The sequence below is a fragment of the uncultured Algibacter sp. genome (genome assembly GCF_947495675.1).
Lineage (GTDB): Bacteria > Bacteroidota > Bacteroidia > Flavobacteriales > Flavobacteriaceae > Algibacter_B.
The window spans coordinates 14,414-27,335 of record NZ_CANLZX010000015.1; the positions used below are offsets into that span (position 1 = coordinate 14,414).

The 12,922-nt window shown below is 31.5% G+C and carries 15 protein-coding genes; 7 read left to right on the forward strand and 8 right to left on the reverse strand.

Translation table 11 applies throughout. From position 1 onward, the window contains the following. Positions 1-18: 18 nt before the first annotated feature. The 3 genes from Q0842_RS11185 to Q0842_RS11195 form a co-directional block, all read right to left on the reverse strand. Positions 19-1,047, reverse strand: a complete 1,029-nt coding sequence (locus tag Q0842_RS11185) for a rod shape-determining protein (protein WP_019388210.1) — start codon at positions 1,045-1,047, stop codon at positions 19-21. A gap of 196 nt (positions 1,048-1,243) precedes the next feature. Continuing rightward, the gene (purH, locus tag Q0842_RS11190) at positions 1,244-2,776 is read right to left on the reverse strand and encodes a bifunctional phosphoribosylaminoimidazolecarboxamide formyltransferase/IMP cyclohydrolase (protein WP_298498048.1); all 1,533 of its coding nucleotides are present in this window, start codon (positions 2,774-2,776) and stop codon (positions 1,244-1,246) included. A gap of 131 nt (positions 2,777-2,907) precedes the next feature. Beyond that, positions 2,908-3,363 (reverse strand): GAF domain-containing protein, encoded by a 456-nt coding sequence (locus Q0842_RS11195; RefSeq protein ID WP_298498050.1) that lies wholly within the window; start codon positions 3,361-3,363, stop codon positions 2,908-2,910. Positions 3,364-3,432: 69 nt separating this feature from the next. Between Q0842_RS11195 and xrtF the strand changes: the two genes are divergently transcribed. From xrtF to Q0842_RS11230, 7 genes are all read left to right on the forward strand, one after another. Beyond that, complete coding sequence (gene xrtF, locus Q0842_RS11200; protein ID WP_298498052.1) at positions 3,433-3,984, forward strand: exosortase family protein XrtF; 552 nt, start codon at positions 3,433-3,435, stop codon at positions 3,982-3,984. Continuing rightward, entirely contained in the window at positions 3,977-4,405 is a 429-nt protein-coding gene (locus Q0842_RS11205; protein ID WP_298498054.1) for an exosortase F system-associated protein, read from the forward strand. The genes xrtF and Q0842_RS11205 overlap by 8 nt, the downstream gene beginning before the upstream one ends. 90 nt (positions 4,406-4,495) lie before the next feature. After that, the gene (locus Q0842_RS11210) at positions 4,496-4,864 is read left to right on the forward strand and encodes a hypothetical protein (protein WP_298498056.1); all 369 of its coding nucleotides are present in this window, start codon (positions 4,496-4,498) and stop codon (positions 4,862-4,864) included. 103 nt (positions 4,865-4,967) lie between these two features. Further along, a complete protein-coding gene (locus Q0842_RS11215; RefSeq protein ID WP_298498058.1) occupies positions 4,968-5,690 on the forward strand; it encodes a MauE/DoxX family redox-associated membrane protein in 723 nt (240 codons plus the stop codon). Beyond that, a complete protein-coding gene (locus tag Q0842_RS11220; RefSeq protein ID WP_298498060.1) occupies positions 5,690-7,939 on the forward strand; it encodes a TonB-dependent siderophore receptor in 2,250 nt (749 codons plus the stop codon). The genes Q0842_RS11215 and Q0842_RS11220 overlap by 1 nt, the downstream gene beginning before the upstream one ends. A 90-nt stretch (positions 7,940-8,029) precedes the next feature. Continuing rightward, entirely contained in the window at positions 8,030-8,389 is a 360-nt protein-coding gene (locus tag Q0842_RS11225; protein ID WP_298498063.1) for a heavy-metal-associated domain-containing protein, read from the forward strand. Positions 8,390-8,419: 30 nt separating this feature from the next. After that, positions 8,420-8,770: a ribose-5-phosphate isomerase gene (locus Q0842_RS11230; RefSeq protein ID WP_298498065.1), complete on the forward strand. Its 351-nt coding sequence runs from the start codon at positions 8,420-8,422 to the stop codon at positions 8,768-8,770. A gap of 99 nt (positions 8,771-8,869) precedes the next feature. Here Q0842_RS11230 and groL read toward each other — a convergent pair whose 3' ends face one another. The 5 genes from groL to Q0842_RS11255 form a co-directional block, all read right to left on the reverse strand. Beyond that, positions 8,870-10,501: a chaperonin GroEL gene (groL, locus tag Q0842_RS11235; protein ID WP_298498067.1), complete on the reverse strand. Its 1,632-nt coding sequence runs from the start codon at positions 10,499-10,501 to the stop codon at positions 8,870-8,872. A gap of 81 nt (positions 10,502-10,582) precedes the next feature. Beyond that, positions 10,583-10,858 carry a co-chaperone GroES gene (locus Q0842_RS11240; protein ID WP_298498069.1) on the reverse strand — a complete coding sequence of 92 codons (276 nt, stop codon included), beginning with the start codon at positions 10,856-10,858 and terminating at the stop codon, positions 10,583-10,585. A gap of 142 nt (positions 10,859-11,000) precedes the next feature. Beyond that, complete coding sequence (secG, locus tag Q0842_RS11245; protein ID WP_298498071.1) at positions 11,001-11,360, reverse strand: preprotein translocase subunit SecG; 360 nt, start codon at positions 11,358-11,360, stop codon at positions 11,001-11,003. Then, complete coding sequence (locus tag Q0842_RS11250) at positions 11,360-12,304, reverse strand: hypothetical protein (protein WP_298498074.1); 945 nt, start codon at positions 12,302-12,304, stop codon at positions 11,360-11,362. The genes secG and Q0842_RS11250 overlap by 1 nt, the downstream gene beginning before the upstream one ends. 30 nt (positions 12,305-12,334) lie before the next feature. Continuing rightward, complete coding sequence (locus Q0842_RS11255; RefSeq protein ID WP_298498076.1) at positions 12,335-12,841, reverse strand: LptE family protein; 507 nt, start codon at positions 12,839-12,841, stop codon at positions 12,335-12,337. Positions 12,842-12,922: the final 81 nt, after the last annotated feature.

A 12,922-nucleotide genomic window follows, 5' to 3' on the forward strand; every position in this document is an offset into this window, starting at 1 on the left:
TAATTGCCTATTTGGTGCTTACTTTATCAATACGCTTTTGTATTTAGGTAAGTTTTTAAGTGTAATTCCTGTTCCTCTAACTACGGCACGTAATGGGTCTTCTGCAATATAAACAGGTAAATCTGTTTTTTGAGATAAACGCTTATCTAAACCACGTAACATAGATCCACCACCTGCTAAATAAATACCTGTATTATAGATATCGGCAGCTAATTCTGGAGGTGTTTGCGATAAGGTTTCCATAACCGCATCTTCAATACGTAATATAGATTTATCTAAAGCTTTAGCAATTTCTCTATAAGAAATAGACACTTGTTTTGGCTTTCCAGTTAATAAATCACGTCCTTGAACACTCATATCTTCTGGTGGTAACTCTAAATCTTCAGTAGCTGCACCAATTTGTATTTTTATTTTTTCGGCAGTACGCTCACCAACATAAAGGTTATGTTGTGTACGCATGTAGTAAACAATATCATTTGTAAATACATCACCTGCAATTTTAACAGACTTATCGCAAACAATACCACCTAAAGCAATAACAGCAATTTCAGTAGTACCACCACCTATATCAACCACCATATTTCCTTTTGGCTGCATAATATCAACACCAATACCAATAGCTGCGGCCATAGGTTCGTGTATTAGATATACCTCTTTTCCATTAACACGTTCTGCACTTTCTTTTACTGCTCGCATTTCTACTTCTGTAATACCTGATGGAATACAAATTACCATACGTAACGCAGGCGTGAAGAATTTCTTTTTTAAAGCAGGTATGTTTTTAATAAACATACTAATCATTTGTTCAGAGGCGTCAAAATCTGCAATTACACCATCTTTGAGAGGACGAATGGTTTTAATGTTTTCATGGGTTTTTCCTTGCATTAAACTAGCTTCTTGACCTACGGCAATTATTTTACCAGAAATCCTGTCTCGAGCTACTATAGAAGGAGCATCAACAACAACTTTGTCATTGTGAATTATAAGCGTATTTGCAGTACCTAAATCTATTGCAATTTCTTCTGTTAAGAAATCAAAAAATCCCATGTGCTATTAAAATTTTAAAGTGGTTTGAAAAACGAATCCCGTAAATGTAATAAAAGTTAGTAAATATATGACTTTTAAGGGGTGGCTATTTCTAATTTAATATGCTATATTATTCTTATACGCTATTTAAGGAATTTTAGACTACTAAAATTTAAAGATTTAACGGTCTAAAATTCCTTAAATAATTTTAAGTTTTTTAATGTTTAAAATGGCGTGTACCAGTCATTACCATTGCAACATTGTTATTATTACAATAATCAATACTTAACTGGTCTTTTATAGAGCCTCCTGGTTGAATAACTGCTGCGATACCTGCATTATTTGCGATTTCTACACAGTCTGGAAAAGGAAAAAAGGCATCGCTAGCCATAACCGCTCCATTTAAGTCAAATTTAAAAGTTCCAGCTTTATGAATGGCTTGCTCTAACGCATCAACACGACTGGTTTGTCCGGTACCACTTGCACATAATTGTTTGTTTTTAGCTAAAACAATTGTGTTCGATTTTGTATGCTTACATATTTTAGAAGCAAAGATTAAATCGTCAATTTGAGTTTGAGTTGGTGCTGTATTTGTTACGTTTTTTAAATCTTCAGCCTTGTCGGTAATATTGTTTCTATCTTGAACTAAAACCCCGTTTAAACAACTTCTTACGTTTGTTTTTGGCATCTCAATATCATGTATTACTAATAAAATTCTGTTCTTTTTACCTTTTAAAACTTCTAGTGCTTCAGCAGAAAAAGAAGGCGCAATAACGACTTCACAAAATAATTTGTGTATCTCTTCTGCAGTTGCTAAATCAATTTCTTTATTACTTATTAAAACACCACCAAAAGCAGAAACTGGATCGCCAGCTAAAGCATCAACATAGGCTTGGTGTAATGTGTCGCGTTGTGCCAAACCACAAGCATTGTTGTGTTTTAAAATAGCAAAAGTTGGTGCGTCATTTTTAAACTCTAGCATTAAATTTACAGCTGCATCAACATCTAAAAGATTATTATAACTTAATTCTTTACCATGAAGTTTTGTAAATAACTCATCAAAATCTCCAAAGAAAAATCCTTTTTGGTGTGGGTTTTCACCATAACGTAAAACTTTACCGTTAGTTTCGCTAATTTTTAAAACAGTTTCATTGTGGTCTGTATTGAAATAATTAAATATAGCTGTATCGTAATGAGATGATACATTAAATGCTTTTCCTGCAAAACGTTTTCTGTTTTCTTCAGAAATGGTTCCGTTGTTTTCAGAAATTAATTCTAAAAACTCAGCATAATCATCAACAGAAGATACACAAATAACATCTGCATAGTTTTTAGCAGCAGCACGAATTAACGAAATGCCACCTATATCAATTTTTTCGATGATTTCTTGATTGCTAGCACCTGAGGCTACGGTTTTTTTAAACGGATAAAGGTCTACAATAACCACATCTATTTGAGGGATTTCATATTCGGCTAACTCAGCAATATCACCATCATGGTTTTGTCTGTTTAAAATTCCGCCAAAAACTTTTGGGTGTAATGTTTTTACACGACCACCAAGTATAGATGGGTAAGACGTAACATCTTCAACAGGAACAACTTTAACACCTAAATCATTTATAAATTTTTCTGTACCACCAGTAGAATAAATGGTTACACCTTGTTTGTCTAGTTCTTTTACAATGGGTTCTAAACCGTCTTTACTAAATACAGATATTAATGCTGATTTAATGGTTTTTTCGTTGCTCATTAGTGTTTTGTTAAGTTTTTGAAAATGAATTTTGTAAATAATTGCAAAAATACTTAATTCATCTAATAAAATAAGCGTGTAGTTATTAAAAAAGAGGTGTTTTTTTAACGAAAAAGAGAAGTTGTTAACAACTATAAAATTTCAGAAACTTTTTTACATACAAACTCTAAAAAGCGTTCATCGGCTTCAGTAAAAGGGTCAGGTGTATTAGAATCAATATCAATTTGACCAATGTTTTCACCATTTACAAAAATAGGGACTACAATTTCTGCTTTTACAGTAATACTACAAGCAATATAATTATCTTGAGCAGCAACATCTGGCACTACAAAATTCTCGTTACTAACGGCTACTTGCCCGCAAATACCTTTTCCAAAAGGAATAACGGTATGGTCTGTTGGTTCACCTACATAGGGGCCTAAAAGTAATTCTTCTTTGTCACCATTTCTAAAATAAAAACCAACCCAATTGTAATAGTCAATATGGGTTTCAAGTAGTTCGCAGATGCTCTTAAGTCGCTCATCAACAGTTTTTTTTGTGTCTAATACAATGGTTTCTACTTGTGGTTTTAGTTTTTCTAAAGACATAACTATAAAAGTTTTTGGCAAAAGTATTTAAAAAGGTGTAATTTCGATATCCAGTTTTATATATTTTTTTTGAAATTACTATTTTTAAAATACAAGTCGGTAATAAAATTCATCCTTACATTTTTGGTGGTGTATGGTTTGTTTTCTTTTGCTTATAAATTCTATTTGCAACTTTCTGATGGTTCTAAGTTTTACCCAGATTACATGACGCATTTAGTTTCTATCCAAAGTGAAGTTTTACTTAATTCATTTGGCTATAATGTGCAAGTTTTACCACATCCCAATGAGCCATCAATGAAAGTTATTTTAAATGGTAAATTTTTGGCAAGAATTATTGAGGGGTGCAATGGTGTAAGTGTTATTATTCTTTTCTTATCTTTTATTGTTGCTTTTTCGGGGAAATTTAAAACAACCTTTTTTTATATTTTCTCAGGAAGTGTTTTAATATATGCAGTAAACTTAATTCGCATTGTTTTATTGACTATTGGTATGTATCATTATCCTGAGTATGAATATGTTTTGCATACTGTAATTTTTCCGGGTATAATTTATGGCCTGATTTTTTTGTTATGGATTTTTTGGGTAAATCGTTTTTCTAAATTAAACAAGAAAGATGAATAATGGTGTAAAATACATATTGCTATCTGTTTTAGTATTAATGTTAATTTTGATACGTTTTTATGAAAATATTTTGTTTTACGATCCCTATTTAACATTCTTTCAAAATGATTATTTATATATAGATAGCCCTAGGCGAGAAATTGCAAAACTGGTTGGTTTTACGTCATTGCGTTTTATTTTAAATACCTTAATTTCTTTGGCTATTTTATTTGTGTTTTTTAAAGATATAAGCATTGTTAAGTTTTCGAGTATTATTTATGCATTCGCTTTTTTTGTACTTATGATAGTGTATATGTATTTTGTTATTAATCCACGTCAAGAAGATTATTATTTGTTTTTTAATGTGCGTCGTTTTTTAATTCAGCCAATAATTTTAATCTTATTATTACCAGCTTTTTATTACCATAAGCTTAAAAGTTAAGTGTTAATCATATTTTAAAATTGAAAATATGATTTCTATTTTTTGTATTTTTGCGCTGTGATAAAACCATTTTTACATAAAATGTTTTCAATGCTGTTAGCATTGCTCGTTTTGTTTTCAACAGTGTCATTTACTATTGAAAAGCATTATTGTGGTGATGTGTTAGTAGATGTTTCTGTGTTTTCTGAAGTTGAAAAATGTGGTATGGAAGCTATGGAAATACTCCAAAAGAAAACTTGTTGTAAAGATGAGATTAATGTTGTGAAAGGTCAAGATGAATTAAAAGTATCTTCTTTTGAAGATTTAGATTTTAATCAACAACAATTTATAACAGCCTTTATTTATACCTATTTTAATAGTTTTGAAGGTTTACCAAAACAAACAATTCCGCATAAAGATTATTCTCCTCCTAATTTGGTTTACGACATTCAGGTTTTAGATCAAGTCTTCATTATTTGATTAATTTATTTTTTTATTGATTTCCTTATATGTGTAAGCTTAATGTTTTTTTTGCTTCTATAAGGGTTTATAAAGAATTATTAACTCAAATTATTTACTAAAAATGAAACAAATATATACGGTTGCAGGCATGACTTGTAACGGCTGTAGAACATCAGTTGAAGACCAACTAAATGCACTCCCGGATGTTATCAATGCTTCAGTTGTTTTAGAAACTTCAGAAGCTAATATTGAAATGTCTAAACATATTCCATTAGAAAAACTACAACAAGAACTTTCTGATAAATATTCAATTTCTGAAAAAAACATATTCAATACATCTTCAAAAATTAAAACTGAAGTAAAAAGTGATTTACAACAATTATTTCCACTTTTCTTAATTTTTGGTTACATCATAATAGCAGCTATTTTGCTCAACATAAAACCATGGAATTTAAATGGGTTTATGCTTGATTTTATGGGTTTGTTCTATGTCGTTTTTAGCTTTTTTAAACTACTTGATTTAAAAGGTTTTCCAGAGTCTTTCAAAATGTATGATCCATTGGCTAAGCTAGTACCATTTTACGGGTGGATATATCCTTTTATTGAGGCAACTCTTGGTGTTATGTTTTTAATGCGAATTGAAATACCAATAGCGTTAATAATAACATTAGTTGTTTTAGGAATTACCACGATTGGCGTCACAAAAACATTATTGAATAAAAAAACTATTCAATGTGCATGTTTAGGAACAGCATTAAAACTCCCTATGACCAAAGCGACCTTTATTGAAAATAGCATCATGATTGTAATGGCTATTGTTATGCTTATTAAAACTTATAATTAATGAAGCAGTTTTTATACATACTACTATTAGGTCCTGTATTACTGTTTTCTCAAGAAAAAGTAACAGGTAAAATATTGGAAGCTAATAATGAAAACCAAGAGATAGGTTTGGCAGGTGCTAACGTTTATTGGTTAAATACTCAAATTGGAGTTGTTACTGATATTGATGGAAATTTTTCAATTCCATATGATATTAAATACAATAAGCTTGTTATCAGTTATGTGGGATTTAAAACAGATACTTTAACTGTAAATTCACCTAAAACAATTCGTCATTGGTTACAGTCAACCGATAATTTGGATGCCGTTACAGTAAAATCGAGAAAACAAACTACAGCAAAATCTTATTATAAAGCTACTAATGTTATTAATGTTAGTAGTGATGAGTTATTAAAAGCTGCCTGCTGTAATCTATCAGAAAGCTTTGAAACAAACCCTTCTATTGATGTTAATTTTGCCGATGCTATAACAGGAACTCGGCAAATAAAAATGTTAGGTTTAACAAGTCCTTATATTTTGATTGCTACCGAAAATATTCCTTCAATACGTGGTGCCTCTCAAGCCTATGGTTTAAGCTTTATTCCTGGTACTTGGGTGGAAAGTATTCAAATTACAAAAGGTGCGGGGAGTGTTGTAAATGGTTTTGAGAGTATCGCTGGACAAATTAATGCCGAATTGGTTAAACCATCTACTGATGATAAATTGTTTGTTAATTTATACGGTGCTTCAAGTGAGCGACTAGAATTAAATACTCATATAAATACTAAAGTGAACAACAAGTGGCATGCTGGATTATATATTCATGGAAACACGCATAACAAGAAACATGATGTTAATAATGATGGTTTTTTGGATATGCCAAAATTTACACAAATAAATCTTATGAATCGTTGGCAATATATTGATACCAAAAAAGGATTTGTGAGTTTTATAAATTTGAAGTTTTTAAATGATGAAAAGCAAACCGGAGAACTAGGCTTTAACCCTAAAACTGATAAGTTAACTACTAATAGTTGGGGGAGTGAAATTGATACAAAACGCTATGAGATATCTGGTAAATTTGGATATGTTAACCCAGAAATACCTTGGCAAAGCATTGGGGTGCAAACCGCATTTAGTAGCCATAAACAAAATTCTTATTTTGGATTAAATATTTATGATATTAAGCATAATAGTTTATATGCAAATGCTATTTATAACTCTATAATTAGCGATTCTAGACATAAAATTAAAACAGGCATAAGTTATACTTATGATCATTATGATGAAACAGTTGTAGCTTATAATTTAGATTCTGATTATGAAAGAACTGAGAATTCGGTTGGTGCTTTTTTTGAATACAGCTTCGATAATTTAGAATTGTTTAATCTTACAGCAGGTGTAAGGTTGGATCATCATAATTTATTAGGCACATTTATTACACCAAGAATTCATGCTAGGTATTCACCTTGGAGTAAATCGGCCTTTAGAGCATCTTTTGGAAGAGGAAAACGAAGTGCTAATATTTTTACTGAAAACCAACAAATGTTCTCTACATCAAGGCAAATAAATATTTTAAATGCAGGAGGAAGTGTGTATGGGTTAGATCCAGAAATTGCATGGAATTACGGGGTTTCGTATTTACAGGGATTTAATCTTTTTGGACGAAAAGCAGATGTTACTTTTGATTATTATAAAACCGATTTTAAAAATCAAATTGTAGTAGATTGGGAAACACCTACAGAAATTAATTTTTATAACCTAGACGGGAAAAGTTTTGCAAATAGTTTTCAGGCAGAATTAAATTATAATGCTTTTGAAGGATTTGATATAAGAACCGCTTACAAGTTTTATGATGTAAAAACCGATTATAATTCTGAAAGATTAGAAAAACCTTTGACTCCAAAACACAGATTTTTTGCTAATATTGGTTATGAAACAAATGTAAAAACGAATGGTGAACATTGGAAGTTTGATGCTACATATAATTGGCTAAGTAGCCAACGTTTTGCAAGTACAACAAGTAATTCTATAGCATATCAATTGCCAGAGAGAACGCCGTCTGTGGCAACATTAAACGCTCAAATAACCAAAGTATTTTCTCCAAAATTTGAAGTATATTTAGGGGGCGAAAACATTACAAATTTAAGGCAATCAAATCCAATTTTAGGGGCAGACAACCCTTTTGGTGCGAATTTTGATTCCACTTTTGTGTACGGTCCAATTTTTGGTAGTATGTATTATGCAGGCTTACGATATAAACTTCTTTGAGAAATGAAGTCTCATGAATAAAAACATAGAATTAAAAAAATAAAAAAGATTTCCTCCTTAGACGGAATTAAAAATGAAGAATAAATTATTATGAAAAAATTATTAGTAATAGCTTTAATGTTAACCGGAACATTAACATTTGCTCAAAACAAAAACGCTAAAGTCTCAATGGAAGTTGATGGTGTTTGTGGTATGTGTAAAGCCCGAATTGAAAAAGCATGCTTAAACACAAAAGGTGTGAAATTTGCTGAATGGAGCGTAGAAACCCATGAATTAAAATTAATTTATGACGAACGAAAAACAAATATTGAAACTATAGAAAAACAGGTGTTAGCTGTAGGTCATGATGTTAAAGGGCTAAAAGCCTCAGATGAAGCTTATGCGTCTGTTCATGCATGTTGTAAGTATCGTGACGAGGATGTTAAAGATGAGCATGAGCAAAAAGAATGAAATAATCATAATCATTAAAGCAGAGTCTTTATGCCTAAAGTGCAATATCGTATTTATGTTATAGAATTATCCAAAAAGGTGTTTACAGAAAATGCTAAGTTTCGAGCCGCAAACCCACAGTTTAATGGCGTATTAGAATGTTTGTATGTGGGCATGACAAGTAAAACGCCAAAAGAGCGTTTTATGCAGCATAAAACAGGGTATAGAAATAAGAAAGGCTATAAGTTGTCGTCGAATATTGTAGAGAAATATGGGTCGTATTTAAGACCTAGTTTGTACAATCATATAGATCCTATAAGCTCTAGAGCTGAAGCTTTAAAAATGGAAGAAACCTTAGCTTTAGAGTTACGAAGAAAACGTTATGCTGTATGGTTTAATTAAAAAGAAAAATAGATAAAATAAAAAAAAAGCCTTTGATTTTTCATCAAAGGCTTTTAAGTTTATAATTAACAAGAAGTTAATGTGAATGGATATTAGCCATTACATCATTCCTGGCATTCCGCCACCACCCATTGGAGGCATAGCAGGAGCATCTTCTTTAATGTCTATTAAAGCGCATTCTGTTGTTAGAATCATTCCAGCTACCGAAGCTGCATTTTCTAAAGCAATACGTGTTACTTTTTTAGGATCGATAATACCAGCTTTTAGCATATCAACATATTGTTCAGATTTAGCATCGTAACCAAAATCTTTTTTACCTTCAAGTACTTTATTGATTACTACAGAGCCTTCACCACCTGCATTTTCAACAATAGTTCTTAATGGTGCTTCAACAGCTTTGTTTACAATTTGTACACCAGTTGTTTCATCTAAATTATCAGTTGTGATTTTTGCTAAAACAGTTTTTGCTCTAACCAATGCAACACCACCACCAGCAACAATACCTTCTTCTACAGCAGCTCTCGTTGCGTGTAACGCATCATCAACACGGTCTTTTTTCTCTTTCATTTCAACTTCACTTGCAGCACCTACATAAAGTACAGCAACACCACCAGCTAATTTAGCTAAACGCTCTTGTAGTTTTTCTTTATCGTAATCTGAAGTAGTAGATTCTATTTGAGATTTAATTTGGTTTACTCTTGCTTTAATATCAGCAGCTTTACCAGAACCATTTACAATTGTTGTATTGTCTTTATCTACAGTTACAGTTTCAGCAGTTCCTAACATGCTTAAATCTGCATTTTCAAGAGTAAATCCTCTTTCTTCAGATATTACCGTTCCACCTGTTAAGATAGCGATATCCTCAAGCATGGCTTTGCGTCTGTCTCCAAATCCTGGAGCTTTAACAGCTGCGATTTTTAATCCACCACGTAATTTGTTTACTACTAATGTTGCTAAGGCTTGTCCGTCTACATCTTCTGCAATAATTAATAAAGGACGACCAGATTGAGCAACTGGTTCTAATATTGGAAGAATTTCTTGTAAGTTAGAAATCTTTTTGTCAAATAATAAAATGTATGGATTTTCTAAATCGGCAATCATTTTATCGGCATCGGTAACAAAGTAAGGTGATAAATACCCTCTATCGAATTGCATACCTTCAACAACATCAACATATGTTTCCATACCTTTTGCTTCTTCAACAGTAATAACACCTTCTTTACCAACTTTACCAAAAGCTTGAGCGATTAACTCGCCAATAGTATCGTCGTTATTTGCTGAAATTGCAGCAACTTGTTTTATTTTTTCAGAAGAATTACCAACTTTTTGAGCTTGTTTTTCAAGATCTTTTGTAATGGCTTCTACAGCTTTGTCGATACCACGTTTTAAATCCATTGGATTAGCACCAGAAGCTACGTTTTTTAAACCTTCTTTTACAATAGCTTGAGCTAATACAGTTGCGGTAGTTGTACCATCACCAGCTAAATCGTTAGTTTTACTTGCTACTTCTTTTACCATTTGAGCGCCCATGTTTTCGTGCTCATCTGCTAATTCAATTTCTTTTGCTACAGATACACCATCTTTAGTTACAGATGGTGCACCAAAACTTTTAGAAATAATTACGTTACGCCCTTTTGGTCCTAATGTTACTTTAACTGCATTGGCTAATGCATCTACACCACGTTTTAAACCGTCGCGTGCTTCAATATCAAATTTTATATTTTTTGCCATTTTTTTAGTTTTTGCTTTATGCCACTAGATGTTTGCTATTGGCTAAGTATTAATAATAATTTTAGTATAAGCTAATAGCTATTAAATAATAGCTAAAATATCACTCTCACGCATAATTAAATAATCTTTGCCTTCAAGTTTTAAATCTGTTCCTGCATATTTGCCATATAAAACAGTATCACCAACTTTTACAGTAATAGGCTCGTCTTTAGTGCCTTTTCCGGCAGCTACAACGGTTCCTTTTTGAGGTTTTTCTTTAGCATTGTCTGGAATAATAATTCCTGATGCTGTTGTGGTTTCAGCAGCAGCAGGCTCAATAAGAACTCTATCTGCTAATGGTTTAATGTTTAATGCCATTGTTATATATTTTGATTTATAAATTTAATTTAACGCTTAAGTATTATACTAAAAATGTGCCATTACTTTGTAACTGACAAACTTTCAGAAACAAAAAATGCCAACTTATAAAGTTGGCATTTTTTGTTAATTTATTCACGAATTACTCTTCAGTAGAAGCATCTGGAGTAGCTGTTGTTGTGTCGCTACTAGTATCTACTGGTGTTGGTAATGGTTGTGTTGATTGTGCATCAGGATCTAAAGCTTTAGATTCTGCTCCAGCACCACCTCTGTCTATAGCGACGTTTGATATTAGTATTAAAACTAATAAAAGGGTTGCTAGTGTCCATGTGCTTTTGTCTAAAAAGTCAGTTGTTTTTTTAACACCTCCTAATTGTTGTGTGCCACCACCACCAAAAGATGATGATAATCCGCCACCTTTAGGGTTTTGAACCATAATCACTACGATTAGTAAAAATGCTACAACGACTATAAGGACTAGAAATATTGTAAACGTACTCATTATTCTTTTTTATTATGTTCTTGTAATTGCTCTACAGCTTTAATTTGGTTTGCAAAGAAACTACTTTTTTCTGGATATTTCAAACTTAAAATTTTATAAGATTGAATTGCCTTTTTGTAGTTTTTTTGTTCTACATAAATACGTGCTAAGGTCTCTGTCATTAAAGACTCAGGCTGTATCATTTGTGCTTTTGCTAAATTGCCTTTAGAAGGACTTGATTTAACAGGGCTTATTTTTGGATTTTTTGAAATAAACTTATCAATAAGTTCAAACTTTTTTTCTTTATCTAAAGTTTCAGATGTGCTATTTTTAATGGGTTTATCTTCTTTAATCGTATGTCTTTCAATAGGTTTAAAGTGTGTTAGTTTTAACCATTCATTAAAGGAATGTTTTTCTTTTTTATCAAATTGAAGTGGTTTGCCAAGGTTTAAAATATCTTCTGGTGTAGCTTCTTGTGTTTTAGTTTCTGCTGTTACATTTTCAATTGATTCAGATTCATCTAAAATGAAACTTTGTGTTTTTTTAATTCGCGCTTCTTTGGGTTGAAATAAAGCAGGGTCTAAAACACCATCGGTATCTTTTATTTGTTGTTTTAAAGTATCATCTATAGTAACACTTTTATTTACTGATAGGTCTTCTATATCAACTGGAATTCTTTTTAAATTTTCAGTATTGTTTTTTATAAATGCTGAAATTTCATTTTGAATAAATGCTTCTGAAGTTATATAATCAAATAAAATGCTTCTATCTGTTGTATAAGCAGCAGTAGTTTTAAGTTCTTGATTGTACGAAACACTACTATGGTCCTTTAAGCCTTTTAGATATATAGCACGAGCTGATTGAAAATAGGGATACTGTTCAATAATAGATTTTACAGCCTCAGTTTGCTTATTTGATATATTCTGAGGGTTTTGCAACATGTATGTAAAATCTAATTGTATCATTGGCTGTTTTAAATTGTTTTAGTTAAATGTTTACCATTTTGCTAAAGTTGCATTGAAAATATCTTGAGTAATTCGTTCAAATATTTCTTCGTGAGCTGTTGTTTTAATAGAGCCTGTTAATTGTGCGCTTGCAGGGTAATCATAGAAAAATGAAAAACTTTGCTCTAAGTCGTCGTCTTCTTTTTTGGTATTATAAAACCTGAGTTTAATATTAATTGTTAATCTGTTTTGTGCAGCTGTATTATCAGATGTTGCCGTAGTTGGTGAAATTCTATATTCGGTTATTTCGCCTTCATAAATTAAATCTCCTTTTGTGGGTACTAAAGTTAAATTGGTTTGGTTTTGTATTAAATCTTCAAGAGCTAATTTGAAATCTCGCTCTAAACCAGGTTCAATTAATAAGGATGTGTTTTCAAAACGATTTACTTGATATGTTTCAGTTCCAGGAGGTATTGAAGCTCCAGTAAATGAATATGCACCACAGGCAACAAGAGTTGTTGTGAGCAATATAATAAGAATGTATTTTACGTATTTCATTTAATAATTCAATGTTTATGACACTTTCTGATAATTTACAGAGACATTTGTTTTAAAGATTGCCTTTTGTTTATGTTGTGT

Excerpts from the sequence above, each read along its gene's own strand:
- Q0842_RS11250 (WP_298498074.1), bottom strand. The coding sequence starts at position 12,304 with ATGATACAATTAGATTTTACATACATGTTGCAAAACCCTCAGAATATA.
- Q0842_RS11220 (WP_298498060.1), top strand. The coding sequence starts at position 5,690 with ATGAAGCAGTTTTTATACATACTACTATTAGGTCCTGTATTACTGTTT.
- groL (WP_298498067.1), bottom strand. The coding sequence starts at position 10,501 with ATGGCAAAAAATATAAAATTTGATATTGAAGCACGCGACGGTTTAAAA.
- Q0842_RS11225 (WP_298498063.1), top strand. The coding sequence starts at position 8,030 with ATGAAAAAATTATTAGTAATAGCTTTAATGTTAACCGGAACATTAACA.
- purH (WP_298498048.1), bottom strand. The coding sequence starts at position 2,776 with ATGAGCAACGAAAAAACCATTAAATCAGCATTAATATCTGTATTTAGT.
- Q0842_RS11215 (WP_298498058.1), top strand. The coding sequence starts at position 4,968 with ATGAAACAAATATATACGGTTGCAGGCATGACTTGTAACGGCTGTAGA.
- Q0842_RS11255 (WP_298498076.1), bottom strand. The coding sequence starts at position 12,841 with ATGAAATACGTAAAATACATTCTTATTATATTGCTCACAACAACTCTT.
- secG (WP_298498071.1), bottom strand. The coding sequence starts at position 11,360 with ATGAGTACGTTTACAATATTTCTAGTCCTTATAGTCGTTGTAGCATTT.
- Q0842_RS11205 (WP_298498054.1), top strand. The coding sequence starts at position 3,977 with ATGAATAATGGTGTAAAATACATATTGCTATCTGTTTTAGTATTAATG.
- Q0842_RS11210 (WP_298498056.1), top strand. The coding sequence starts at position 4,496 with ATGCTGTTAGCATTGCTCGTTTTGTTTTCAACAGTGTCATTTACTATT.
- Q0842_RS11230 (WP_298498065.1), top strand. The coding sequence starts at position 8,420 with ATGCCTAAAGTGCAATATCGTATTTATGTTATAGAATTATCCAAAAAG.
- Q0842_RS11240 (WP_298498069.1), bottom strand. The coding sequence starts at position 10,858 with ATGGCATTAAACATTAAACCATTAGCAGATAGAGTTCTTATTGAGCCT.
- Q0842_RS11195 (WP_298498050.1), bottom strand. The coding sequence starts at position 3,363 with ATGTCTTTAGAAAAACTAAAACCACAAGTAGAAACCATTGTATTAGAC.
- Q0842_RS11185 (WP_019388210.1), bottom strand. The coding sequence starts at position 1,047 with ATGGGATTTTTTGATTTCTTAACAGAAGAAATTGCAATAGATTTAGGT.